This window comes from Jeotgalibacillus salarius (assembly GCF_004405125.1).
Classification (GTDB): domain Bacteria; phylum Bacillota; class Bacilli; order Bacillales; family Jeotgalibacillaceae; genus Jeotgalibacillus; species Jeotgalibacillus salarius.
Genome location: NZ_SORX01000009.1, coordinates 41,827 through 66,556, shown reverse-complemented (window position 1 = coordinate 66,556; position 24,730 = coordinate 41,827). Strand labels below are relative to the sequence as shown.

24 protein-coding genes are annotated in these 24,730 nt (G+C 40.5%); 11 read left to right on the top strand and 13 right to left on the bottom strand.

Annotated elements, in window-relative coordinates:
• Nucleotides 1-142: 142 nt before the first annotated feature.
• On the top strand, nt 143-2,062 hold the full coding sequence (locus E2626_RS14020) for a heavy metal translocating P-type ATPase (protein WP_134382410.1): 1,920 nt from the start codon (nt 143-145) through the stop codon (nt 2,060-2,062).
• A 66-nt stretch (nt 2,063-2,128) separates the two neighbouring features.
• Here E2626_RS14020 and E2626_RS14015 read toward each other — a convergent pair whose 3' ends face one another.
• From E2626_RS14015 to E2626_RS14005, 3 genes are read right to left on the bottom strand one after another with little or no spacing between them, the layout of a single operon-like run.
• Nucleotides 2,129-3,097: a YihY/virulence factor BrkB family protein gene (locus tag E2626_RS14015; RefSeq protein WP_244094339.1), complete on the bottom strand. Its 969-nt coding sequence runs from the start codon at nt 3,095-3,097 to the stop codon at nt 2,129-2,131.
• A 23-nt stretch (nt 3,098-3,120) separates the two neighbouring features.
• Complete coding sequence (locus E2626_RS14010) at nt 3,121-3,504, bottom strand: hypothetical protein (protein WP_134382409.1); 384 nt, start codon at nt 3,502-3,504, stop codon at nt 3,121-3,123.
• A 20-nt stretch (nt 3,505-3,524) separates the two neighbouring features.
• Entirely contained in the window at nt 3,525-3,968 is a 444-nt protein-coding gene (locus E2626_RS14005; RefSeq protein WP_134382408.1) for a hypothetical protein, read from the bottom strand.
• A gap of 183 nt (nt 3,969-4,151) precedes the next feature.
• On the opposite strand from E2626_RS14005, the gene E2626_RS14000 reads away from it, so the two are divergent.
• On the top strand, nt 4,152-5,510 hold the full coding sequence (locus E2626_RS14000; RefSeq protein ID WP_134382407.1) for an alanine/glycine:cation symporter family protein: 1,359 nt from the start codon (nt 4,152-4,154) through the stop codon (nt 5,508-5,510).
• 65 nt (nt 5,511-5,575) lie between these two features.
• The gene (locus E2626_RS13995) at nt 5,576-5,800 is read left to right on the top strand and encodes a DUF1128 domain-containing protein (RefSeq protein WP_134382439.1); all 225 of its coding nucleotides are present in this window, start codon (nt 5,576-5,578) and stop codon (nt 5,798-5,800) included.
• Nucleotides 5,801-5,893: 93 nt separating this feature from the next.
• Here E2626_RS13995 and E2626_RS13990 read toward each other — a convergent pair whose 3' ends face one another.
• The 6 genes from E2626_RS13990 to motA form a co-directional block, all read right to left on the bottom strand.
• On the bottom strand, nt 5,894-7,651 hold the full coding sequence (locus E2626_RS13990) for a methyl-accepting chemotaxis protein (RefSeq protein WP_134382406.1): 1,758 nt from the start codon (nt 7,649-7,651) through the stop codon (nt 5,894-5,896).
• A gap of 181 nt (nt 7,652-7,832) precedes the next feature.
• On the bottom strand, nt 7,833-8,342 hold the full coding sequence (locus E2626_RS13985) for a type 1 glutamine amidotransferase domain-containing protein (protein WP_134382405.1): 510 nt from the start codon (nt 8,340-8,342) through the stop codon (nt 7,833-7,835).
• A 64-nt stretch (nt 8,343-8,406) separates the two neighbouring features.
• Nucleotides 8,407-9,396 carry a class I SAM-dependent methyltransferase gene (locus tag E2626_RS13980; protein WP_208528152.1) on the bottom strand — a complete coding sequence of 330 codons (990 nt, stop codon included), beginning with the start codon at nt 9,394-9,396 and terminating at the stop codon, nt 8,407-8,409.
• Between the two features lie 156 nt (nt 9,397-9,552).
• On the bottom strand, nt 9,553-10,932 hold the full coding sequence (locus E2626_RS13975) for an alanine/glycine:cation symporter family protein (RefSeq protein WP_134382404.1): 1,380 nt from the start codon (nt 10,930-10,932) through the stop codon (nt 9,553-9,555).
• A gap of 218 nt (nt 10,933-11,150) precedes the next feature.
• Nucleotides 11,151-11,981 (bottom strand): flagellar motor protein MotB, encoded by an 831-nt coding sequence (motB, locus tag E2626_RS13970; protein ID WP_134382403.1) that lies wholly within the window; start codon nt 11,979-11,981, stop codon nt 11,151-11,153.
• Entirely contained in the window at nt 11,968-12,768 is an 801-nt protein-coding gene (motA, locus tag E2626_RS13965) for a flagellar motor stator protein MotA (protein ID WP_134382402.1), read from the bottom strand. Before motA ends, motB begins: the two co-directional genes overlap by 14 nt.
• Nucleotides 12,769-12,955: 187 nt before the next feature.
• Between motA and E2626_RS13960 the strand changes: the two genes are divergently transcribed.
• From E2626_RS13960 to mreBH, 6 genes are all read left to right on the top strand, one after another.
• Nucleotides 12,956-14,185 carry an aminopeptidase gene (locus E2626_RS13960; RefSeq protein ID WP_134382401.1) on the top strand — a complete coding sequence of 410 codons (1,230 nt, stop codon included), beginning with the start codon at nt 12,956-12,958 and terminating at the stop codon, nt 14,183-14,185.
• Nucleotides 14,186-14,274: 89 nt separating this feature from the next.
• Nucleotides 14,275-14,418: a hypothetical protein gene (locus E2626_RS17255; RefSeq protein WP_166786835.1), complete on the top strand. Its 144-nt coding sequence runs from the start codon at nt 14,275-14,277 to the stop codon at nt 14,416-14,418.
• A 65-nt stretch (nt 14,419-14,483) separates the two neighbouring features.
• Nucleotides 14,484-14,990: an acyl-CoA thioesterase gene (locus E2626_RS13955; protein WP_134382400.1), complete on the top strand. Its 507-nt coding sequence runs from the start codon at nt 14,484-14,486 to the stop codon at nt 14,988-14,990.
• Between the two features lie 171 nt (nt 14,991-15,161).
• Entirely contained in the window at nt 15,162-16,139 is a 978-nt protein-coding gene (locus E2626_RS13950; protein ID WP_134382399.1) for a BMP family lipoprotein, read from the top strand.
• 10 nt (nt 16,140-16,149) lie between these two features.
• Nucleotides 16,150-17,826, top strand: coding sequence for a methyl-accepting chemotaxis protein (locus tag E2626_RS13945; RefSeq protein WP_134382398.1), 1,677 nt, complete (start codon nt 16,150-16,152; stop codon nt 17,824-17,826).
• 276 nt (nt 17,827-18,102) lie between these two features.
• On the top strand, nt 18,103-19,110 hold the full coding sequence (gene mreBH, locus E2626_RS13940) for a rod-share determining protein MreBH (protein WP_134382397.1): 1,008 nt from the start codon (nt 18,103-18,105) through the stop codon (nt 19,108-19,110).
• Nucleotides 19,111-19,168: 58 nt separating this feature from the next.
• On the opposite strand, the gene E2626_RS13935 is transcribed toward mreBH, so the two are convergent.
• The 4 genes from E2626_RS13935 to E2626_RS17250 all read right to left on the bottom strand — a co-directional run bounded on the left by E2626_RS13935 (nt 19,169) and on the right by E2626_RS17250 (nt 22,420).
• Nucleotides 19,169-20,299 (bottom strand): nitric oxide synthase oxygenase, encoded by a 1,131-nt coding sequence (locus E2626_RS13935; RefSeq protein ID WP_134382396.1) that lies wholly within the window; start codon nt 20,297-20,299, stop codon nt 19,169-19,171.
• A gap of 124 nt (nt 20,300-20,423) precedes the next feature.
• Nucleotides 20,424-21,269 (bottom strand): YitT family protein, encoded by an 846-nt coding sequence (locus E2626_RS13930; RefSeq protein WP_134382395.1) that lies wholly within the window; start codon nt 21,267-21,269, stop codon nt 20,424-20,426.
• Between the two features lie 168 nt (nt 21,270-21,437).
• Nucleotides 21,438-22,271 (bottom strand): DUF421 domain-containing protein, encoded by an 834-nt coding sequence (locus tag E2626_RS13925; RefSeq protein ID WP_134382394.1) that lies wholly within the window; start codon nt 22,269-22,271, stop codon nt 21,438-21,440.
• Nucleotides 22,268-22,420: a hypothetical protein gene (locus E2626_RS17250; protein ID WP_166786834.1), complete on the bottom strand. Its 153-nt coding sequence runs from the start codon at nt 22,418-22,420 to the stop codon at nt 22,268-22,270. Before E2626_RS17250 ends, E2626_RS13925 begins: the two co-directional genes overlap by 4 nt.
• A gap of 262 nt (nt 22,421-22,682) precedes the next feature.
• Here E2626_RS17250 and E2626_RS13920 point away from each other — a divergent pair, with 262 nt between their 5' ends.
• Nucleotides 22,683-23,855, top strand: coding sequence for an ATP-grasp domain-containing protein (locus E2626_RS13920; RefSeq protein WP_134382393.1), 1,173 nt, complete (start codon nt 22,683-22,685; stop codon nt 23,853-23,855).
• A gap of 1 nt (nt 23,856) precedes the next feature.
• Nucleotides 23,857-24,606, top strand: a complete 750-nt coding sequence (locus E2626_RS13915) for an esterase family protein (RefSeq protein ID WP_134382392.1) — start codon at nt 23,857-23,859, stop codon at nt 24,604-24,606.
• Nucleotides 24,607-24,730 lie beyond the last annotated feature (124 nt).

Here is a 24,730-nt window from a genome sequence, read left to right as displayed (position 1 = left end):
CTCATACTTTTTCAAATTGATGAAAATTAAATAGTATTTTGTTTATTTATGCTGCTGTCCCCGGACAGCAGCATTCGCTGTTTTTCAGGGGTATTGATTTCGATTATCTTTCTCAATACGTGTGCGGAAGGATGTGCCTGAAATGGTTAAGTATTCACATGCTATAGATCAGCCCTCATTTATAAAACTAGAACGTTTGACAATGATTAAAACGCACATTGAATTAATTCTGGCGATTATTAGTGGTGTACTCATCCTGTTAGGCTGGCTGCTTATGCATCAGGAATACCCGGTTGCTTCAGCAGGTATATATATATCCGCATACGTGATTGGAGGATATTTTAAAGCAGCAGAAGGAATTAAAAATTCGATCCGAAAAAAAGATTTAAATGTTGAATTATTAATGATTATTGCCGCTATAGGTGCCGCCTGGATTGGCTACTGGACTGAAGGTGCAATCCTGATTTTTATTTTTGCCCTCAGCGGTGCACTGGAAACATATACGATGAATAAGAGTAAAAATGAGATTTCATCCTTACTTGACCTGCAGCCTGAAGCAGCATGGAAGCTGATTGATGGTGAGGAGATCAGAGTGAATGCTTTTTCCCTGGAACCGGGAGATTATATCGTCGTCAAACCGGGAGAGCGAATGCCTGCTGATGGCGTCTTAATTAAGGGTCAAACTTCAGTGGATGAAGCTGCATTTACCGGGGAGTCTATACCTGTTGTTAAAACAACTCAATCTGAGGTTTTTGCAGGTACAGTTAATTTAACCGGCGCTGTCCAGATTGAAGTAACAAAAAAGAGTACAGAAACAATGTTTCAAAAGATTATTGAGCTTGTACAATCCGCACAGAGTGAAAAATCTCCTTCACAATTATTGATAGAACGATTTGAAGGAAAATATGTAAAAGTCGTTCTTAGTTTCACAGTTTTAATGATGTTTATGCCACATTATCTATTAGGGTGGAGCTGGGAAGAAACTTTTTATAGGGCAATGGTCCTTCTGGTTGTTGCATCCCCCTGTGCACTCGTAGCTTCAATCATGCCAGCTTCACTCAGTGCGATTTCAAACGGTGCCAGAAAAGGAATTTTATTTAAAGGCGGCGTGCACCTGGAGAACCTGACTCAGATTAAGGCAATAGCATTCGATAAAACCGGTACTTTAACAGAAGGTAAACCGAAAGTGACGAATTGGTTTGTCAGAAGTGATTTTGACAAGGCGATGATCTTACAGGTAACAGCAGCGATCGAAAAGCAATCCAATCACCCGCTTGCCCAGGCAATCGTCTCATTTACAGAACATACCTGTTCAACTGCTGACATTCAGCCGGATACTGTTGAGGATGTTACAGGCTTCGGATTAAAAGCGTCTTTAGACAATGAAGCCTGGAGAATCGGTAAGCCTGACTGGTTCGATCAAAACCTTATAAACAACGATATCCTCGAACAGATTTCTCTCTTGTCTAAAGAAGGAAAAACCATTATATTGATCGAGAAAAATAATGAAGTCATCGGATTAATCGCTTTAAAGGATCAAGTCAGACCACAAACAGTTGAAGCCATTCAATATTTAAAATCAGTTGGTGTTCATACAATCATGCTAACTGGTGATAGTGAAGGAACGGCTGCAACGATTCAGAAAGAAACCGGTGTTGACAGCTATAAAGCAGGTTGTCTGCCTGGAGTTAAAGTGACTGAAATTAAAAAACTTAAGAACCTGTATGGTCAAGTCGCAATGATCGGTGACGGTATTAACGATGCCCCTGCTCTAGCAACGGCTTCAGTCGGTGTGGCAATGGGAGCAGGATCAGACATAGCACTGGAAACAGCTGACGTGGTACTCGTGAAAAATGACCTGAAAAAAATAGCTGAAGCCATTAAGCTGTCTAAAAGAATGGAAAGGATTGTGAAGCAAAATATTGTTTTCAGTATTACGGTTATTCTTATCCTCATGGCCTCGAACTTTCTTCAGACACTAGATCTGCCCCTTGGTGTTATAGGACACGAAGGAAGCACCATATTGGTCATTCTGAATGGACTCAGGCTTCTCAGAGGCTGAGAGGGGCTTGCTAAATAAATAAAGCCTTCATCTAAAGCTCAGAGGCTCTGGATGAAGGCTTTTTAATTATACTCCTTTAGGTGTATAAGGTCTGTGATGACGCTTTGCAGCCATCACTGCGTTAACCTGCGCACCAATCAGAATGATGATGCCCGACAGGTATAACCAGATCATCAATACAATGATCCCACCAATACTTCCGTAAGAAGCTGAATAATTTCCGAAGTTCCCTACATAATATGAAAATAGAGATGACGTCACTAACCACCCGATTGCAGCAAATGCCGCGCCAGGAACTACAGACATAAAACCAATTTTAACATTTGGTATGAATGCATACAGACCCATAAATGCGACAAATAGCACAAACGGTGTAACCGCAAAGCGCAGAACTGTCCAAATGGTCATAAACTGATCAGTTAAACCAAACCATGAGAACATTAATTCCCCGATCTGCTGACCGAATATCGGTAGTACTAATGCGATAACGAAGATCAGCACCATTACTACAGTCCAGACAACTGCCATACCACGTGCAATATAAAAAGGCCTCGTTTCCTCTACCTCATAGGCATGATTAAAAGCTTTCATAATAGCATTCATTCCATTAGATGCGGACCACAGTGTCCCAAGAATACCTATAGAAAGCAATCCTGCACTCTGTCCGGTCGCAACTTCTGAAACGGTCGTTTCAATTAACGACATCGCATCACCGGGAGCAAATTCCCGGAACATATCTAAGAGCTGTGCCTGCGTAATGTTCAGATAAGGAAGTAAAGCCAAAGAAAAGATCAGGAGTGGAAATAATGATAATAAGAAGAAATAGGCAAGCTGTGCACCAAGTCCGGGAGTATCGGCTTGCGTAAATCTCCTTAATAGCGCTTTAATAAAACCTGAGAAAGTTTCATAGTGTCCTTCCCGTCCTGCTTTATGTACCGCTTCTGACATATCCTCCAGATGCCTGTTCTTTTCTCCTTCTTCCCAATCGGTCCCTTCATTGCTTTCAGGAGCAGGATTGCCTTTTTTTGAAGTCATTCCATCCCTCCTTAAGTCAGATTTCACATCGTCTTTTTTTCAGGCAGTCCGCCTGAACCGCCAGGAGGCATTGTGCTTTCACCTGTTTGCTGTTCTTCAGTAAATGCTTCTTTGGTTTCCTGAACCGTTTCTTTTAAATCAGGTGCTAACGATTTTACCTCTTCATATTTGTCAGTTAAAAAAGCTATATCTTCCTGAATCTTTTCAGCAATCTCTCTCCACTCATCTGCTTTTTGAGAAGCTCTGTCAGCTAATTCCTGTGGATTTCTTGAATAATAAGAAATAGATTGTTTTGATTTTGAAAGTGAATCCGCTGTTTTTTTTCGCGTTCCAGGATCCAGCATACTTAAAATTCCTCCAGTAACTGCTCCAATGATAATGCCTGCCGGTAATTTGTTTTTCGCCATGTCTTTTCCTCCAATTTTTATTACAGCATTTCAAGCAGCGCAAGACTTTTTTGTTCAACGTCTTCAACGGCTTTATCTGTCTGGTTATCCTGCAGTGCTCTCTCAAGTTCATACACAGATTTCCCACCGAGTTCCTCTACTTTAATGATTGAGGGATCAGAAGATGCTGCTTTAAGCAAGTGCTTCAGTGTATCTTCTACCGAATCACCCATTATCACAATCATTTCCGCCTGTTCAAGATCACTGCGCTGCAACTGTTTGATCTCCATTTCTTCTTCGATAAAAGATCCGTTATTTCCTCTAAAAGAATTTTCAGACATTTCATTGAGATGCCATGCGAAAGTTCCTCTGAGAAGGGGAACAATATTTTCAATCCCATTCTTTTTTAGCGATTTTTTGAATACAGTCCCCAATAAAGAACAGCTTGACAACTGATCATGTACAAGGAATAATACAGTTCTCATCATCTCTCTCCTTATACACTAATATGGTTTACTATTTCCTTAGGTCTTTTGTTTGAAACCTTTTCATCCTTTCTTATTTAAAAAAACCTTGACAATTGGGGGTGAATTTTCGGAATATTTAATGTAAGGCATACATATTTTGTTCATATTTATGACCTGAAGAAGAAAAAAGGGGGAAATTAGATGCAAGGATTAACAGATTTTCTTGGCCAGATCAGCAGTCTGGTCTGGGGACCTCCACTGCTTATTCTGTTGGTAGGAACAGGAGTCTACCTGACGTTCCGTCTCGGAATGGTGCAATTCTCATTAACCGGATATTCACTTAAGCTGGCTTTTTCCCGCAATCAGGACAATAAGTCAAAAGGTGATATCTCTCACTTTCAGTCTCTAATGACTGCGATGGCAGCAACTGTAGGAACCGGAAATATTGTCGGTGTCGCTACAGCAGTTGTACTTGGTGGACCTGGTGCCATCTTCTGGATGTGGCTATCAGCAATTTTCGGTATGGCAACTAAGTATGCCGAAGCAGTGCTTGCTGTTAAATATCGTGTTCAGGATGAAGATGGAGAAATGTCCGGTGGGCCAATGTACTACCTTGAGCGTGGTTTGAAACAAAAGTGGCTCGGCGTTTTATTCGCACTGTTCGGAGCGATCGCTGCATTCGGAATTGGAAACATGGTACAGTCAAACTCTGTGTCTGATGTTGTGAATGACACGTTCGCAGTTCCAACCTGGATCACTGGAGTTGCACTGACAATCTTTACTGCACTCGTTATTCTTGGTGGTATTAAGAGTATTGGTAAAGTAACATCTATTTTCGTTCCTTTTATGGCGGCATTTTATTTACTAGCAGGACTTATTGTTATGATAATGAATTTTGATTTAGTACCTTCAGCTTTCGCAACCATTTTCTCATTGGCTTTCGGAAATGAAGCCATTGCTGGTGGTGTGATCGGTGCAATCATCCGTTACGGTGTTGCACGTGGCGTATTTTCAAATGAAGCGGGTCTTGGATCTGCTCCAATTGCTGCAGCAGCTGCTAAGACTGATATGCCTGGACGTCAGGGTCTTGTATCAATGACACAGGTTCTGATTGATACACTGATCATCTGTTCGATCACTGGTGTAACAATCGTCATGGCTGGTCTTTATGAGGATGGTGATCTGCAGGGTGGCGCACTTACGTCAGCATCATTTGAATATTTCCTTGGAGATATTGGACCAATTTTAGTAACAGTCGGACTTATTTTCTTTGCTTCTTCAACGATTATCGGATGGTCATATTATGGCGAGAAATGTTTCCAGTATCTAGTTGGAACTAAGAAATTTAATATTTTTTATCGCCTGCTTTTCGTTATTGCTGTAATGGTCGGATCTGTCGCATCACTTGACGTTGTATGGGTCTTCTCAGACGTGATGAACGGCTTAATGGCATTCCCTAACTTGATCGGACTTCTCGGCCTCTCAGGTGTTGTTGCTTATGAAACAAAACGGATACGCGAAAAGATCAAGGAAGAAAAAGCTCAAAATAAAGCTGCTTAATGCATATTGACAGAACCTTCAATGCATGGAAAGATTATATCTAGCTAATGAAAGGACTGATCGATATGGATTTAACGGTACAAAGCACTGAAAACGCTGAATATATGGTCGAAAAAATCAAAGACCGTCTTCGTATAGCAAACGCTGGAGCAATTAAAGTGTCTTCTTTTGATGAAGAGCAATATGAAGAACTTCACTCACTTTACACGATGGTGATGAAAAGAGACACATTCAGCCCAAGTGAAATGCAAGCCATTGCAGAAGAACTTGGAAACCTGCGAAAAGTATAAACTGTATAGAATTGAAAAGAGGAGAGAACCTGAATTGGTTATCTCCTCTTTTTGCGTTCGGCAGGCAATGACCCGAAAGTCATGTTTATTTTTTTATGAAGCCTTCTCAGAATGATCTTCAGGTGACTCTTCTTCATCATGTTCTGCCGGTTCTTCTGTTACCTTTGCTTCTTCAACACTGAACATACCAATACGATCCCGAAGGTCTCTGGCGTCGTTTATGAGCGCTTTAGACGATTCGTATACTGTCTCCATCGTAGTGCTTGATTCCTCTGCGCTCGCGCTTGTCTGTTCGATACCAGCCGCAGACTCCTGGGAAACTGAAGCAACCTGCTCAATCTCCTGATACATTTCTTCAGAACCGTTTACAATTTCATAAAGTGAAGCAGCAATCATTTTCATTTGTTCAGAGACCTCATTGACCTGATCATCAATTTTTGCAAATGAATTTGAGGTTTCTTCCATTTGAGCTGCCCCTTCACTGACCATTCCATAGCCTTCCTGAAGAACTCCCACTGTTTCCTTTGACTCCTTCTGAATTGAACCAATAATACTTGTAATATCAGATATGGATGATGAAACTTGAACAGCAAGCTTTCTTACTTCATCTGCTACAACAGCAAAGCCTTTTCCATGTTCTCCCGCTCTTGCAGCTTCAATTGCTGCATTAAGAGCCAATAGATTTGTCTGGTCAGCAATATCCTGAATGACCTGCACAAGCTTAGATATGTTTTGAGCCTGAGAATCCAGGCCGTTTACTCTTTCCATCGCCTGCTTGAAACTTGTATTAATCTGATTCACTTTTTGAATTGATTCATTCATTTTCACTCCTCCATCCTGGGATAGAAGCAGCATGTTATCTGTTTTCTTCTGCGTCTCTGTTCCTTTCTCAGCAGAATCCTTAATGATTGTAATGAATCCGTTCATTTTTTCGCTAAGAGAAGAAGAAGATTCTGCCTGAACACTGGCACCATCAGCCAGTTCGTTCATCGTTACAGCAATCTGACGGCTCCCCTCTTTTACTTCTTCAGCACTTTCAGACAGATGATTCCCTTTTTCAAGAACAGACACTGCTACTCCTGCCACTCCTCCGACCAGGTCCCTCAGCTGTTCATTCATTTCATTAACCGCATGAACAAGCTGTCCGACTTCATCTTTACTTTTTGTTTTAAGAGGTTCTGCAGGAAGAGTACCGCGGGAAATCGCTTTCATTCTTTTCGTCACCATTGTAATCGGTTTTGACATTTGGCCAGCTATAATCAGGCTGAGAACAATTGCCAATAACATCACAATTCCAGAAATCGTTAATACCGTCAGAATCGTTTTTTCGCCGTTATTTATAATTGACTCTCCTGCAGAGTCCACCTCAGCCTCTCTCGCTGTCGATACCTTCTCAATACTATCCATAATTCCCCTGGCTGTAGGTTCAAAATTCGCTCTGAATAAAACCCTGGCATCTTCTTCACGACCGCTGTCATACATTGAAAAGACGCGCTCATTGACGCCTTCCTGCCAAACTCTTGTAATTGTAAGCACTGACTTCATTTCTTTACTGACATCATAAGCCTGCAATTCTTCAGCAAACTCATCATTCCGCAAAGCAAGCTCGTCGAACCGTTCTCTATAGTCCGGTTCACCATATAGTACATAACCTCTTGTTAGCGCAATCTGCTGAGAAATATTAAATTTCATTTCCTGGTCAATTGAAAGTAAAACAAGTTCTTCTTCAAGAAGGTTCTGTGTTTCCTGATTAATATCAGTAATTGCGTAAATATTAAACGCCGCTAAACCTCCAATAAAAATAACCAGTACAAAAAATGCAGACAACAATTTCCACTTTAACTTTTTCATCCCTGCTCCCCACCCCTATAATCTTAAAGAACTAAACTCATTATATATGTATATCGACCTAATTTGAACATTTTTTGAGTATTATCTAAAAATTCTTTTATCTTAATAGATTTAAATTTGTCTGTCATTCACAAAAAAACTGAGCCCCCCATTATTGAAGGACTCAGCTTTTTGTATAATATTAAATTAATTTGAGTGATTCTCTGATAAATGCAGGCAGGTCGTCAGGCGTACGGCTCGTTACAAGCTGGTTCCCGCACACAACGACTTCCTTATCGTGATATTCCGCACCTGCGTACTCCATATCCACTTTAATCGACTTAAAGCCTGTTGCTTTACGGCCTTCAAGTGATTTAGCTGTAATCAGCAGCTGTGGACCATGACAAATTGTCAGCACCGGCTTTTTGTCATCCATGAACGCCTTAGCAAACTTCACAAAACGCTCGTCTCCTCTAAGCAAGTCAGGTGAGAAACCACCGGGAATAAATAATGCGTCAAAGTCAGAAGGATTGGCGTTGTCGATGGATTGATCGATTGTAACTGTCGCTTCACCCTGTTTTCCTGTAACAGAATTTCCTGCTTCTTTCTCGATCGTCACAACTTCGTGTCCTTCTTTTTTAAATGCTTCTGCAGGATCAGTATATTCTACATCTTCAAATTGATCAGTTATTAGTGTTGCTATTTTAGCCATTTATAACATCTCCTTAAAATTGTCTTCAAATTGTATATTCCACATTTTTACTTTTATAAACATTTTATTTTTTTACCCATTTCACAAAAAACCATCCGCCTTCACGAATAATCGGAAATGGGTTTTGCTGTTCAAAACCGCACTCTTCAGCAATATTTTTTAATTCTTCCTCTGAAGGAATTGGGTACAAGTTATCAAAAGTCATAAAGAAACTGTTGAATGCACTTGAAAACTGCTTTCCGTACTTCGCTTTTTGCAGAGGCGAAATAATTGTAATCACACCTTTTTCTTCAGTAATCTCATTAAGTTTACTGAAAAATTCCTTGCGCTCTTCCGGATGAATATAGTGCAAAAGATTATTAACCATAATATAATCAAATGCCTGATCAGGTTCATATTCATGGATGTCTCCCTGAACAATGTCCACCTGATCATAATTTGCTGTTGCTTTTTTCGCAGATTCAGCAACCTCTTTATTAATTTCAATGCCCGTGAGCTGGAGGTCAGGGTGTTTCTTGGCCAGCTTCAGCAAATAGCCGCCTTCTCCACATCCAATATCAAGGATTGAAGCAGTCTGATGCTTTTTCACATTTTGATTAATGAGCCTGAACGCCAGCATTTCAAGTAATGTTGATGTTTTTGCCACTGTCGATCCATGCTTCTCATTATCAAAGTGCTGCCTTTTCTTTTCTTTCATTAATTCAGGATAGTGAAGGAGTGAAGGGATATGGAGTTCCATCATTTCTTTAAGTAAATCTCCTGAAGAAGGACTGTCTTTTTTTGAACCTGGAAGCTTCCATGCTTTTGCGATCTTCACACGATTTTTTGAATCTTTTTTCAGGTGCTTTAAGGCAACCCCTACTTCCACCCACTGGTTAAGAAGTTCCTCTTCAAGGTCATATGCATCTGCCACATCTTCTGCTCTGACCGGCTTTTTAAATGCTTCAAATAAATCCAGTTCGTATCCGACATAAGCATGCCAGCTGTATAAAAACGGTACATTTGTTTTCATCCATGTTCTTGCTTTCCACATATTATTAAGGTCTTTAATCATCAAAACCCCTCCTCTTCCCTCTATCACTATCTTTAGAATCACTAATTTCAGTAATTACATTCTTACTCTAATGTGTATCCTTAATTCATCATTTAGAAACTAAGTTTCACAAAAAAGAGCACATTCGCCGTAAAAAGCGAATGCACTCTGATCCTATTACTTTTTATTTTTCCCAATATCCTTTAAATAATATTTATCTGATGTAAAAAATTCTGTTTTCAGTTCTTTCACTTTATTACTTAACATTAAAATTGCAAATATATTCGGCAGAAGAATCATGGCCAGCATAATATCAAGGAAGTTCCAAATCATTTCAGCTGCGCCGACTGCTCCAAATACAATTGCCACGATATATACAACCTGTATTACATAAGAGGCTTTCAATCCAAATAGAAATTCAGCCTGTTTTGCACCGTAAAAGATAACAACCAGAATCGTTGAAAATACAAAAAATACAAGTGAGACCGTGACAAGAATACTGCCAAATTCACCAAAGTAATCTGCAAAAGCGATCGTTGTTAACGCACTGCTGTTTTCCATCGCACCTTCGTCTGTCCAGACGCCGGAAGAAAGAATAACGAATGCAGTTGCTGTACAAATAATCAGTGTATCTACTACAATACCTGACACTGCCCAGAATGCCTGCCTGACAGGGTGATCTGTCGTTGCAGCTGCGTGTGCCATTGGAGCCGTTCCAAGTCCTGCTTCGTTAGAATACAGTCCTCTTGCAAAGCCCCACCGTATAACGTCTACTATGGCAGCTCCGGCAAATCCGCCAATAACGGGTGCCGGTGAAAATGCATTTGAAAAAATCAAGCTGAAGAATTCAGGAAGTGCATCCAGATTCATAAAAAGAATAACAAGTGCGCCACCAATATAAATTAGTGCCATGAATGGAACAACCACCTGGGTGACTTGCCCTATTCTTTTGATACCGCCAAATACAATGATTCCGATTAACACTGCCATGATGACACCTGTCCATAGTGTTGGCACTCCAAAAGATTCGTTCACAGTGTTAGCGACTGAGTTCCCCTGCACCATGACGCTTGGAATTAATTCAAGCATTAATGCAAATGAAAACCAGATGCCAAGCCACTTCATCCCGAGCCCTTTTGTCATATAGTACATCGGTCCGCCTACAAATTCGCCTTTTTCATTCTTTTCACGGTAATGAACGGCAAGTGCGCTTTCCGAAAATTTCAATGCCATTCCAACCAAGGCGATCACCCACATCCAGAATACTGCGCCAGGTCCGCCAAACATAATTGCTGCCGGCACACCAACTATGTTTGCAGCACCAATTGTTGATGATAGTGCCGATGTCAGCGCTTGAAATGGAGTTACTGTTCCTTTACCTTTAGGTTTTTTCGTAATACTCCCAAATGTTTGTTTAAATATGTATAACGGATGTCTGAATTGAAAGAAACCTAGTTTAAAAGTCATAAATAAGCCTGAAAATAAAAGTACTGCAATTAATGGGATACCCCACAACCACTCTGAAAACACAGTGACTCCACTAATAAATCCCTCCAATAGGATCTCCTCCTAAATATAGTATATTTGGTAAACTGTAAAACTTTTTCCCTAACATTAGTAGATTAAACTGTTCCTGATAAAAATAATGCAATACTCCCCCGTGGTTTACGTGTACACCGTGGGGACGGAGGTTAAAGTGTCATCTCATGACACTTTAACCTCCGTCCCCACCGTGCACATGCGGCCAAATAAAAAACTGCCGCAATATGCGGCAGTTAAGGTGTATTCGTGATCGTACCGTCACTTGTAACCCGTGGAAGGATTAAAACTTCTACACGTCTGTTTTGTGCGCGGCCTGCTTCTGAATCATTTGATGCAATCGGCTGAAATTCTCCAAATCCTTTTGCACTGAACCAGCGCGGGTCAAGATTCGGATTTTCAATGACAAGTTTCATGAAATTGACTGCACGCATGACACTTAATTCCCAGTTCGAACTGAATGCTGCAGTACTGATTGGCACATTATCAGTGTGACCGGTGATAATCACATTTCGTGGAGGGTCAAATTCAAGTAAAGCTGCAACGTCTCCTGCGATACCCTGATATTCTGATCTGACATCTGCTGATCCGGAAGCAAATAAAACGTTATCACGGATTGTAAGCAGAAGCCCTTCATCGGTCAGTTCCGTGTCGAACTGATCACCGAGGCTGTTTGCTGCGATATATTCATTAATTTGACCCTGTATCCCTCTTAGCTCTTCAAAGTCAGCTGCTACAGCATCTTCAAGCTCAGACTGTTCCTGTAAAAACTCCTGCATCTGCTGTTCTTCCTCAGTCAGTTCTTCAGGGTCAGCACCTTCTGCATTGTCTATATCATCTTCAGTATCTTCTGTTTCCACAAGGCTGGCATAGTCTAATACGTTATCGCCACCTGCGAATATTTCATTAAATACCTGGGACATCTGATTAAATTTCGCCTCATCCACCGTACTGCTGGCAAACATAACGATAAATAACGCCAGTAACAATGTCAGAATATCTGCATATGGTATCAGCCAGCTTTCATCCATATGTTCCTCGTGTTTTCTTTTTTTACGCTTCTTCATCTTGTTTGCCACCGCCTTCAGCCATCAGCTGCTCACGCTCTTTGGCAGGGAGATATGAGGCAAGCTTTTGTTCAATTACCCTTGGTGCTTCACCTTCCAGAACAGATAAAATCCCTTCGATCATCATATGTTTAACCATTACTTCTTTTGTTGACTTACGTTTTAATTTGTTAGCAAATGGATGCCACAGTACATAACCTGTGAATATCCCTAATAATGTTGCGATAAATGCCGCTGCGATCGCTTCACCAAGTGCCGCGGTGTCGTCCATATGTCCAAGTGCCGCGATCAAACCTACAACGGCTCCGAGTACGCCAAGCGTAGGTGCGTATGTACCAGCCTGGGAGAAAATCGATGCTCCCGCAAGATGTCTGTCTTCCATTGCATCTATTTCTTCTGTCAACACGTCTCTGATATAGTCAGCATTTTGGCCGTCAATTGCCAGACCAAGACCATTTCTTAAGAACGGATCTTCAATTTCTGACGTTTTAGATTCAAGTGCCAGTAAGCCCTCTTTTCTTGCAAGTTCTGCCCATTCTCCAAACATCCGAATCACATCTCGAACTTCAGTACCTTTTGTTTCTTTAAAAATAATCCCGAACAATTTTGGGACTCTTTTCAATTCCGACATTGGAAAAGCAATTGTCACAGCTGCCACTGTACCGACAATAATAATTAAAAATGCAGGGCCATTTAATAAAGCAGTAGCTGGCACTCCTTTTAAAATCATGCCGACTCCAACTGCTATCAATCCCAAAATGACTCCAATAAACGAGGATTTATCCAAAACATTCACCCACAATCACTAAATTTCTATCTCTATATGTTCTTTATCGGCTAAAAGCCTGCTGTCTTTAGAACTTTCTGCTCACATATTGCAGTTTGCAAATGTGTCATTTACGTTATTTTTTGATTTTTATCCATTGACTGCTAAAATGTTTAGTGTAACTAAATACGAAAAGGGGTTTTGAATCATGAGTCATTCAGAAATGTTCGAAAAATATGCTGACCTTGCTGTAAGAGTCGGTGTTAATGTTCAAAAAGATCAACTATTGTACATAGGCGCTTCAATTGATAACGCTCCGTTTGTCAGGCTTGTAACAAAAAAAGCTTATGAAGCCGGAGCTCGTCAGGTATTTGTTGACTGGGCTGATGACGAAGTATCCCGTATGCGCTATGAAATGGCACCTTCTGATTCATTCAGTGAATTTCCTGAATGGAAGAAGCTTGAGCGTGAAGCTTTAGCAGATAAAGGCGCTGCATTTATGAATATTGTTTCTGCGAGTCCTGACCTGATGAAAGGTGTTGATTCTCAGAGAATATCAGACTTCCAGCGTGCTGCAGGACAGGCACTGGAAAAATACCGTCAATATATTCAGTCTGACAAAGTCAGCTGGACCGTGATTGCTGCTCCATCTGCCGGATGGGCTAAAAAGGTCTTTCCTGATGTGGAAGAAAGCGAAGCAATTGAGAAGCTCTGGGATGCGATTTTCAAAGCTGTAAGAGTAGATCAGAAAGATCCGGTCGCTGCATGGAAAAAGCATGATGAGACACTTCATGAAAAAGCTGATTACCTGAACAATAAAAAATACAAGCAGCTTCACTACAAAGCACCTGGAACTGATCTGACGATTGACCTGCCCGCTGGCCATATCTGGGCTGGTGCAGGAAGCGTGAATGAAAAAGGAAATACCTTCATGGCTAATATGCCGACAGAAGAAGTCTTTACTGTGCCGCATAAAGATGGTGTTTCAGGTTATGTTACTAACACGAAACCTTTAAGCTATGGCGGCAATATCATCGACGGCTTTAAAATCACATTTGAAAATGGGCGTATCACAGACGTGACGGCTGAAGAAGGCGAAGATATTTTGAAAAAACTGATTGATACAGATGAAGGTTCTCATCGTCTTGGTGAAGTGGCACTAGTACCACACCAATCACCAATTTCTCAGTCAAATGTTCTATTCTTCAATACTCTCTTTGATGAAAATGCTTCTAACCACCTGGCAATCGGCAGTGCTTATGCATTTTGTGTTGAAGGTGGCAAGACCGCTTCAAAAGAAGAATTGGCTGAAAAAGGACTTAATTCAAGCATTACACATGTTGACTTCATGATTGGATCAGAAAAGATGGATATTGATGGCATTTCTGAAGATGGATCATCAGAGCCAGTGTTCAGAAATGGTGACTGGGCATTTTAAGTTATCTTAAAAACCATTTCCTATTCACCTGTTATCCTTTATAATTAGTTTGATACAATTATTTGTAAGGTGAAAGGAGGCTCCAGCTGATGGCTTATATGACTGCAGTATTGCTTGGATTCAGTGCGCTGATCGGATTGGTCGGTGGAGCGTTAATGTACTTTTTGCGTCTTCCTTTGAACACAAAGGATGCAGAGAGAATTGACCCAAGGCCTGAACACAACGAATATTAAAAAACACCAGATTTCTTTGCTGCGCTCAGCAGCAGAGAGGTCTGGTTTTTTAGAGGAGTGACTTTATGAAAAAAACGATGAAAGAAAGCAGAACAATACAGACAAGCCACGTGCTGCCGCCTGATACAAACCACCACGGGACATTATTCGGCGGACAGCTGATGGCGTATATCGATAATGTTGCTTCTATTGCTGCAACAAAACATTCACGCTCTTTAGTCGTGACTGCTTCAACTGATTCTGTCGACTTTTTAAAGCCGATCCGAGTAGGTGACGCAGTCACTCTGGAAGCTTTTGTTTCTTACACAGGCACAAGTTCCATGGAAGTTTTCGTCAGGGTGACGACAGAAAACCTGCTGTCAGGTGACCAGTCTGTCGCAGCTATTTCATTTCTGACTTTTGTAGCGATTGACAGTGATAGCAATACGGTTAAAGTTCCTGATGTGATTCCGGAAACTGAAGAAGAAATCTGGCTGAACGAAACTGCCGAAAATCGCGCTTCTCATCGAAAAGCTCGTAAACTTCACAGTCAGGAGCTGGCGAAGTTCTTCACCCCTAAACCACATGCTTAATCAATTATTTCAATATATTTTTTTATGTAAACCTCTCACTTTTTTGTTAAAGTGAGAGGTTTTTTGTCGATAGTATAAAAGTATGTGGATTTCGGTAACACCTGTCATTCAATTATTTAAACGGATCAGAACTTTCGTGAAATCAGCTTAGCTATTGGAGGAAATTGAAGAATGAAAAGATTTTTGGGCTTTAGTGTCCTGATTTTTGTGCTCATATTATCAGCCTGCACAGAACAACAAAACACAAAAACAGAATTTGCGGCTAAAGTAGGCATTATGCTCTCAGACACCGGACTGGGAGACGGCTCTTTTAATGACGGTGCTTTCAACGGACTGGTGCGTGCCAGAGATGAGCTTAATATACTATTTGACTATCGTGAAGCACCTGAAGGTAATTATCTCGAACATCTGCAGGAGCTTTCAGAACAGGATTATGACTTAATTATCGGTCTCGGTTTTTCTGTACAGGAAGCACTGGAGGAGGTTGCAGTTACATATCCGGATCAGCAGTATATATTAATTGATGGCGTATCAGATGTGGATAATATCATATCAATGACTTTTAAAGATCACGAAGGCAGCTACCTCGTTGGGACACTAGCAGCGTTAGCTTCGGACTCTGGTGTTATTGGATTTATAGGTGGGGTTGACGCACCTGTTATTAATCGATTTGAAGCCGGGTTCCGTGCCGGAGCAGAATCGGTCAATCCTGAGATTGAGATTATCTCCGATTATGCAGGCAGTTTTGGCGATGCAGACCTGGGACGTTCACTTGCTGATGCCCAAATTAAAGAAGGTGCTGATTTTATTTATCCTGCTGCCGGTTATACGGGGACAGGCGCAATTTTAGAAGCACAGGATCAGGGAGTTTTTACTGCCGGAGTCGATTCTGATCAGTTCTATACAGCTGAGAAGTCTGTAGTGACTTCCATGGTTAAAAATATTGATACATCAGTTTTTAACCTCCTGCAGGAACTAACAGAAGGTGAATTATCAGCTGACCAGTACCATTTGGGTCTTGCTGAAGATGGTGTCGGTCTAGCAGAGATCAGGCTTTTCCAGCTTGATACAACAGGGCAGGCGCTAATGATGGATACAAGAAAGAAAATTATTTCAGGTGAAATAGCAGTACCTGAAACCGTCCAGTAAAGGAGCTATTATGACACTGCGCAAACGTTTATATTTATTATCACTTATTCCATTAATCCTCTCTACTGCGATCATATTATTCATTGTATGGCAAATGGTCAGTCTGAATGCTTCCGGAGAAGAGGATGTAGAAATCCTGACAGACCTGGAGCAGTTGAATAGTGAATTCTTAATCATTCAGCAGTCCCTGGCCAATTTCAGTCTCAGTCCGACTGAAAATAACCGCTTAACAACTCAAAATCAGATGAATAGTACGATTTCACTGATGGAAGAATTATATACAAAACTACCTGAATCATCACTGGAAGACCAGCTTCTAACCATTCAGAATAAATTTGATCAATTGGAGTTTGATGCTGGAACTGCACTTGATCAGGGAGATATTGCCGAAGCGAGCCGCCAGTCTGCCCGGGTTGGCGGAATCATCAATGATGTATTCTACCTTAAAGTACTGGCAGACGACTGGTATCGCAATACATTAGCAGAGAACACGCGACAGATATCTATGATTGTGATTGTGGCACTCAGTGCAGTGGCGATCATTATCACGATTTCAATTGCTGCTGCGACGATCATTTCAAACAGGATCACCCGCCCTCTTCACACAATGCTGAATCAGGCATCACGTGTTGCAGAAGGTGACCTGACTGTAGACATTCCAGTTCAGTCGGGTAAATCAAAATTTGAAATACATCTGCTGTACAATTCATTCAGAGAAATGATTCTCAGTCTGCGACAAACAGTAGAGTCAGTAGACCAGACAAGCACCCGCGTTGCTGATTTTGCAGAAGATGTATCAGGCAAAGTAAGTGAATTAGAAGAAAGCGGAAATCAAATTGCCGCCTCTACTGACGACCTTGCTAAAGGCAGTCAGGCTATATCAGAAGACATTCAGTCTACATCTGAAAAGATGGCTGAACTGAATCACACATTTACAGAAAGCGAAGCACTCGCAGAACGTTCTGCTGAAAAAGGCAGTCAGGCATTAGCATCTGTTAAAGCAGGCCGTGAGTCACTGGAAAGACAAAAAACATTTACAATTGAAAATACAGAAGCTTCCTCTCTGATCTCAAGAGAACTTTCGGCATTTTCAGCTTTCACGACTGAAATTCAGGATGCTGCTAAATTTGTAAGAGAAATCGCTGATCAGACAAACTTGTTAGCACTGAATGCAGCAATCGAAGCTGCCAGAGCCGGTGAACAGGGTAAAGGTTTTGCTGTAGTTGCAGATGAAGTGAAAAAACTTGCAGGACAGTCATCAGAAGCAACTGAAAAAATTACGGCAATGGTCACAAACATTCAAAACGGGATGACCGGTATTACAGATGCTGCTTCAACTGGAAAAAGGTTGTCTTCAGAACAGCTTGATTCTATGAATTTAACTGAACAAGCTTTTGAAGATATTGCACTTAAAGTTCAGGAAATTGATCATGAATTACATTCACTCACATCAAGTATGAAGCAGTCATTATCTTATACTTCAGAAGTAACGGCATCCATGGAAAATGTTTCAGCCGTTACAGAGGAAACTGCAGCAGGAACCGAAGAAATTTCTGCCTCAGCTGAAGAACAGCAAATTTCTTTTGGTAAAGTCAGGAAGTCTATCGCTCACTTACAGGAAATGAGTCTCACAATGCAACAGGAGATGAGCCAATTCAAATTACCCACTAACGGGGATAAAAGTTAGAAAAGGTGTTGAAAACCCCTTTCATATGACTATATGAAAGGGGTTTTTTCGTTACAAAACCATTATGATTCTATTACAAAGCTAAAAAGACTCAATCCCAATTATTTTGTGATTACTGTTTTAAAAGGATTCAGTCGCTCCAAATGTCCGGATTGATATATTTTGACACGTGTAACATTTCCGTCTACCTACCTTTGTCACTCTACGCATTCTGGAAATTAGTCTATACTACTCGGAGAATACTGCAAAATCCGGACGATGATGGAGGAATTAATTATGTTTTCAAACGCTGAAATCGGTATCGACTTAGGTACTGCTAACATACTTGTATATAGTAAAAATAAAGGAATTATTATGAACGAGCCCTCGGTTGTTGCGATCGATGTTAACACAAAAAAAGTTCTGGCAGTCGGAACAGATGCTAAAAATATGATTGGTAAAACACCTGGCAATATTATCGCTGTCCGCCCTTTAAAAGATGGTGTGATTGCCGATTTTGATGTTACAACTGAAATGCTGAAGCACATCATGTCATCAATCAGTAAAACGATGGGCTTCTCAATGCGTAAACCAAGTGTAGTAGTCTGTACACCCTCAGGCGCTACTTCAGTCGAAAGAAGAGCAATTCAGGATGCTGTAAAACATAGTGGTGCGAAGCAGGTTCACTTAATTGAAGAACCGGTTGCTGCTGCGATCGGAGCAGATCTTCCAGTTGGTGAGCCGGTTGCAAACGTAATTGTTGATATTGGCGGAGGAACAACAGAAGTAGCCATTATTTCATACGGCGGAGTTGTTTCCTGTAACACAATCCGCGTTGCCGGAGATAAAATGGACGAAGACATCATTCAGCACGTCAGAAAGGCTTACAACCTATTAATCGGTGAGCGTACAGCTGAACAGATTAAAATGGAAGTGAGTCATGCGCCAATCGAGCACGAAATGAGAGAAATGGAGATTCGCGGGCGGGATCTTGTGACTGGTCTTCCGAAAACAATCACATTACAGTCCACTGAAGTGCAGTCTGCAATTAAAGAATCACTCTTCAGTATCTTAGAGGCTATCCGCTCCACACTTGAAAACTGTCCTCCAGAACTAAGCGGTGATATTGTGGACCGTGGTGTAATTCTTACAGGAGGCGGCGCATTACTGAATGGTCTTCAGCAGTGGCTGAGCGAAGAAATCGTCGTACCTGTACACATTGCTCCGAATCCGCTTGAATCAGTTGCGATCGGAACAGGTAAATCACTATCAGTTATTGATAAACTGCAAAAAGCAGCTAAATAGTAACAGTCAAAAAAGAGTGGGCACATGCTCACTCTTTTTTTGATCTTTCATTTATTTTTCATTTCATAAACGGACAGGTATATTCACTTGTTTTACTTTCCTGAAGCAAGGACGGTTGGTAAAAGAAGTTGGGTGATTTCCACGTATTATCATACTGCTTATGAAAAATGTGTGTCGAAGCAGGAGATACGGGAGGAATCAGCCAGGTCCAGTCGCCTGTTACTTTTCTGTTCTCCTCTTTTTCCCTCTGCTCAAATAATTCAAACTGCTGACTTGCTGTATGATGATCTACAATGCTGACCCCCGCTTTCTTAAATGAGTGCATCACTGCCGTACACAGTTCCAGCACTGCACGGTCTTTCCACATTGTCGATTGAAGTTTAGTACTCAGGTTAAAAGCTTTGGCCGTATTCGGCAGCATGTTATATCGATTTTCATCAGTAAAATTCCGCGCTGCAATTTCTGTTTCCATGTACCATCCGTTGAAAGGCGCTGCCGGATACTCGATCCCGCCTATTTCAAGCTTCATCTCAGATATAATTGGTACTGCATACCACTTCAGTCCAAGCTTATTAAATGCTGCGGAGTCAGGGTGAGTAATCTCCACCTCTTTGATTAAATCTTTTGGAACATCGAAATAATAAGGGTCATTCCCTTTAATCTGGATCACAATAGGTAATACATCAAAATCGGTTCCTTCGCCTTTCCAGCCAAGCGCATGGCAAAATTCCGTCATTTTCACAGAATGAGGATCTCCCATGACCCTTCCGTCCTCCTGAAGGTAACCTGCGTATCTGATCAGCTGATGATTAAAAATTCTGACCGGATCGCCAGAAGTCTCTGAAGGATTAAATACCGTAATCGTTGAACGGATTTTCCCATCATTAGTTGCGTAAGCTATATGCTGAATCAAAGCTTCCTTCACCTGCTCTTCAGTATCAGCTTTACGCATATCAAATACGTTCAGACTGTTCCAAAATAAGCGACCGATGCACCGGTTACTATTTCGCCACGCAAGCTTCGCACCGTATTCAAGCTCTTCATACGTATGTTCATAGCTTCCACTGTCCGACAGGCTCTTTTTTATCTCAGAAAGCCTGTTGTTACAAGCCTCTGAACTGAATTGATTCTCTATATAAAATTGTTTAATAAATGATTCTGCTTTTTGATAAATTGGATGTTCAGTCATTATAATCACAACCCCGTACTGATATATGGCTCATCATATCACACAACAATCTAAAAACGGAGACGCGAATATGCACCATTTAATGAACAACAATTTAAAAGAGACAGCCCGAAAGCTGTCTCTTTTAAGCAAGTCTTTTGAAATTCTGACCCAATATCTCGTTCATATTGTGAACCGTTATAAAAGCTTTCTCATCCTGTTTGCCAACATAATTTTTTAGACGTGATAAATCTTTACGTCCTAAAATCGTCGTAATGACTTCTTTTTGTTCATAGTTAAAAGCTCCCTTGGCTGTGTGAATGGTTGCACCTCTGCCAAGTTCACCTACAATAAACATCCGGATTAACGCGCTCTTCTGGCTGATAATCACAACTTCTTTATTAGCATTGAACTGCTGAAGTGTGTAATCGATCATCAGTCCGTTTAAAATAACACCGAAGAAAGCGTACATGCCTGCCTGCGGTCCAAATAACAGTGAAGACGAAAGTGCAACAGCAAGGTCAGAAAACAACACAGCCCGGCCAATTTCAATTTTGATATATTTGTTTAAAATCATTGCGATAATATCCGTACCACCAGTAGATGCCCGCTGGTGAAAAACAATCCCCATACCAATCGCTGCAATACACTGACCAATAATCAGCTGTATTAAAATATCATCACTGAGTGGCGCTGAGATGGGTACAAGCCATTCAAGCAGCCATACATACCCTGACAGTGCAAAGCTTGTATAAATCGTTTTTGTGCCAAATTGAAATCCTAAAAAAATGACGCCCAGAATAAATAAAATAATATTAACTAAAATCATAAATAGTCCTATTGAAATTCCCGGAACTAACGAATTAAGCACAATCGACATCCCGCTGACGCCACCAGTGGCCAGATTGTTCGGTGATAAGAAAAAGTGAACATTCACAGCAACAAAAAATGCACCGAGATTCATTAATAAAAACGTAATAAGCTTCTTCATACGAAATACCTCCTTCATTTTAAGGATTATTTAAAAGCACGTTATTTCAGCATTTTTCATTCACAAAAACGCATTATACGCCCTCTCAAACAGCATGTAAAGGAGTTTCAATTCATACAGAATCGTGTACGTTTTCAGATATTTTTAATGATTCCTGCGTTTGAATAATTATTCATGCTGTCGGACCGTCCTTATACATTCCTCAAGAATTTCGGCATTTTTATGAAATAACAGCCCTTCCTTTTCAGAAGATTTTTTACTCATCTTAAGAAACTCTGCTCTGCATTTTTCAAGCAGTGAGACCAATTCCCTTTCATCTTCAGAGCGATCATAAAGATCTAAGAATAGCTTTCCGTCAGCTTCAATCTGCGCAAGAAACACGTCTGTGATATTAACACTTCGCCTCTCCAGTTGTTCTCTTAGCCAGTCAACATCCCGGTTAATAGAATTGAGTGCCTTTTCAATAGGTTTTCCATCCATAATAATTGTTTCGGCGGGTTTCCCTTCCTGAGAGATCTTTTTAATATCCTCCTGCACGACAGGCATCCTGGATTTTTTCAACATCACATTCAACTCTCCGGAAGGTTCAAGAATGGCGAAGTTGACATCCGACACAGAAAAGATATCTTTTCTTCTCAGCAATTCCATTAATTCATCCGTCGTATAACGCTCTTTTTTTAAGTTCCCTTCAATCAACTTACCCTGCTGAATAAATACTGTCCCCTCACCCTCAACAATGTCCCTCAGCTTCTTGCTTTTTAAAGAGAGGTAATCCACTGCAAGCGGAATTGAGATAAATGACAGTATGCCAAGGACGCCATGCAGGAATTTCCGGTCCAACCCTGTAATCACTTCTGCACCAATACTTCCAATCGTAATACCTGTCACATATTCAAAGAAAGATAATTGTGAAATCTGCTTCTTCCCCAGTAATTTGGTACACACAAATAAAACGATGACCATCAACAGGCCTCTGATGATGACCATTAGCCAGTCACTCATTTACGCTTCTCCTTTAACTGCAGCAATTCCCTCTCCATTTTTGAAATCTCTTCATAGATTGCTGCATATTCAAGTGTTTTATCTTTATCTTCCAGCCATTTCTGTATGTGTGCGAGCTGCTGCTCAATTTTCTCTGTCTGATGCTGCAAAGAATACCACTTCCTTTTTTATCTATCTTCCCCAATTCTTTTTTCAGACATACAAAAACCTGCTGCACACGTCTGCCGGCCTTACATGGATTAATTGAAATATCGCCAATTGGAATGAAATCACTTCATACTTCAATGTCACTACCATTATTTTTCTATCTGAACTGGTTATCAATTTCTATGGCGGAAGCTTACTTCTAGTACTTGCCTCTCTATTAGGAATAAGGTAGATTAAGTTGAAACCTTGAAGGAGGAACTTACAGTGAACATCATTTTCTTTTCACCTCATTTCCCTCAGAACAGTACAGAATTTTGTGTATATTTAAGGAAAAACGGTGCAAACGTCCTTGGAATTGGGGACACTCCTTTTGATCAACTTTCGACCAAGCTGCAAAACACATTGACGGATTATATTCAAATTCCTCAATTGGAAAACTATGAGGACGTGTTTAAAAGTGTTGGTTTGTTTATTTATAAATATGGAAAAATAGATCGTTTTGAATCCTTAAATGATTACTGGCTTGAACTTGAAGCAAAAATACGAACCGATTTTAATATTTATGGAACAAAACTCGATACCGTTTACGAGGTTATTCATAAATCGAAAATGAAAATGTTTTTTGATCAGTGTGATATTTCAAAGATTCGAAGCGTCAAAGAAATTAATTTAGAAAAAGTCGAAAAATTTTTACAAGAGGTTGATTATCCGATTGTCATTAAACCTGATCATGGATCTGGTGCAAGCATGACATCAAAAATTACGAATCATGATGAACTGGTTCAGTTTTTCAATCACAATAGGGATTCTGGCGCTTTTATTGCAGAAGAATTTATCGATGGACATATTTTTACCTATGATGGATTAGTCGATCGGGATGGACAGGTGCTTTTTGATGCGTCACACTTTTTCGATCAAAACATAATGACTGTGGTAAATTCCGATGATCACTTACACTATTATTGTTTAAAGGAAGTCCCTGGCAATGTGCGGCAAGCCGGGCAAAGTATTTTAAAAGTATTCGGAATTAAAGAACGATTTTTTCACATCGAATTATTCAAATCCTTAAAAGACGGCAAACTATACGGATTAGAAGTAAACATGCGTCCCCCAGGCGCATGGATGACAGATTCGATTAATTACACTTATGATATTAATATTTACAAAGAATGGGCGAATTTAGTTGTACTCAACCAGGTGGACTGCAATCAGGAAGGTAAATATTTTACTGCTTATGCCAGTCGAAAAAACCATAAGAACTATGTGTTCAGTCACGATGATATCCTTCATTCTTATTCATCTCAATTGGTTCAGCATAATCGTATTGAGGATGTATTTAGTCAGGCTATGGGAAATTATGCGTACCAATTTAGAGCCGAAACCTTTGAAGAGGTAGAAGCAATTACTGCTTTTGTGCAGGAGGAAAAGAGGGATTAACATGAAGGTTTCATACCATAAGGAATACAGCCATGCTTTGCAAAGGGATATGGAATTTAAAGTTTACGGGCATAGTGGTAAGCCTGTCTTAGCTTTTCCTACTTCTTGCGGCAGATTTTTTCAATTTGAAGATAACGGAATGGTAGAAGTCCTAAGTGACTTTATAAATGAAGGTAAGATTCAACTTTGGGCATGTGATGGAATTGATGAAGAGACTTTTTTTTCAGCAGACCCTGATATATACGCCCGCATGAATCGTCAAAATCAATACGATGACTATATTTCAAACGAACTTATCCCTTCTATTTTAAATGAGAGCAAGTGGAATAATCAGGGAGATGATCAAAAACTGTGGATCACTGGATGCTCAATGGGTGCTTTCCATAGTGCGAACATTTATTTTCGACACCCTCATCATTTCGATGGTTTACTTGCATTAAGTGGCGTTTATTCAACGAAATACTTTTTTGGGGAAGAAATGAATGAAAAGATTTATTTCCATTCTCCTCTGCATTATTTACGCGGGCTGAACGATGAAAGCTATTTGGAGGCTTTTCGGAATAGTCGTCTTGTCATCTGTACGGGTCAGGGTGCATTTGAGGATGAAATGATTGCAGATACGCATGAATTAAAGCAGGTGTTGGAACAGAAATCCATTCCTGCACGCGTTGATTTCTGGGGAGATGACGTTAATCATGATTGGAATTGGTGGAGGAAACAGCTGAGGTATTATGTGAGTGGGTGGATGTAAGGACAAGTAAAACCAGACTTTTGTATACGAGATTGTTGATTCCCGCTGCAGACGCTCATTTTCCTTGGGGCACAATAGCAAAAATCAGTAATTTTTAAAAAAGCGCCCTCACAAACAAAAATTT

Coding starts and splice junctions, on each gene's coding strand:
- E2626_RS13995 (WP_134382439.1), top strand. CDS start 5,576: ATGGATTTAACGGTACAAAGCACTGAAAACGCTGAATATATGGTCGAA.
- motB (WP_134382403.1), bottom strand. CDS start 11,981: ATGAAGAAGCGTAAAAAAAGAAAACACGAGGAACATATGGATGAAAGC.
- mreBH (WP_134382397.1), top strand. CDS start 18,103: ATGTTTTCAAACGCTGAAATCGGTATCGACTTAGGTACTGCTAACATA.
- E2626_RS13915 (WP_134382392.1), top strand. CDS start 23,857: ATGAAGGTTTCATACCATAAGGAATACAGCCATGCTTTGCAAAGGGAT.
- E2626_RS13945 (WP_134382398.1), top strand. CDS start 16,150: ATGACACTGCGCAAACGTTTATATTTATTATCACTTATTCCATTAATC.
- E2626_RS14005 (WP_134382408.1), bottom strand. CDS start 3,968: ATGAGAACTGTATTATTCCTTGTACATGATCAGTTGTCAAGCTGTTCT.
- E2626_RS13985 (WP_134382405.1), bottom strand. CDS start 8,342: ATGGCTAAAATAGCAACACTAATAACTGATCAATTTGAAGATGTAGAA.
- E2626_RS13935 (WP_134382396.1), bottom strand. CDS start 20,299: ATGACTGAACATCCAATTTATCAAAAAGCAGAATCATTTATTAAACAA.
- E2626_RS13925 (WP_134382394.1), bottom strand. CDS start 22,271: ATGAGTGACTGGCTAATGGTCATCATCAGAGGCCTGTTGATGGTCATC.
- E2626_RS14000 (WP_134382407.1), top strand. CDS start 4,152: ATGCAAGGATTAACAGATTTTCTTGGCCAGATCAGCAGTCTGGTCTGG.
- E2626_RS14010 (WP_134382409.1), bottom strand. CDS start 3,504: ATGGCGAAAAACAAATTACCGGCAGGCATTATCATTGGAGCAGTTACT.
- E2626_RS13980 (WP_208528152.1), bottom strand. CDS start 9,396: ATGATTAAAGACCTTAATAATATGTGGAAAGCAAGAACATGGATGAAA.
- E2626_RS14020 (WP_134382410.1), top strand. CDS start 143: ATGGTTAAGTATTCACATGCTATAGATCAGCCCTCATTTATAAAACTA.
- E2626_RS17255 (WP_166786835.1), top strand. CDS start 14,275: ATGGCTTATATGACTGCAGTATTGCTTGGATTCAGTGCGCTGATCGGA.
- E2626_RS13955 (WP_134382400.1), top strand. CDS start 14,484: ATGAAAAAAACGATGAAAGAAAGCAGAACAATACAGACAAGCCACGTG.
- E2626_RS13950 (WP_134382399.1), top strand. CDS start 15,162: ATGAAAAGATTTTTGGGCTTTAGTGTCCTGATTTTTGTGCTCATATTA.
- E2626_RS13990 (WP_134382406.1), bottom strand. CDS start 7,651: ATGAAAAAGTTAAAGTGGAAATTGTTGTCTGCATTTTTTGTACTGGTT.
- E2626_RS13930 (WP_134382395.1), bottom strand. CDS start 21,269: ATGAAGAAGCTTATTACGTTTTTATTAATGAATCTCGGTGCATTTTTT.
- E2626_RS14015 (WP_244094339.1), bottom strand. CDS start 3,097: ATGACTTCAAAAAAAGGCAATCCTGCTCCTGAAAGCAATGAAGGGACC.
- E2626_RS13960 (WP_134382401.1), top strand. CDS start 12,956: ATGAGTCATTCAGAAATGTTCGAAAAATATGCTGACCTTGCTGTAAGA.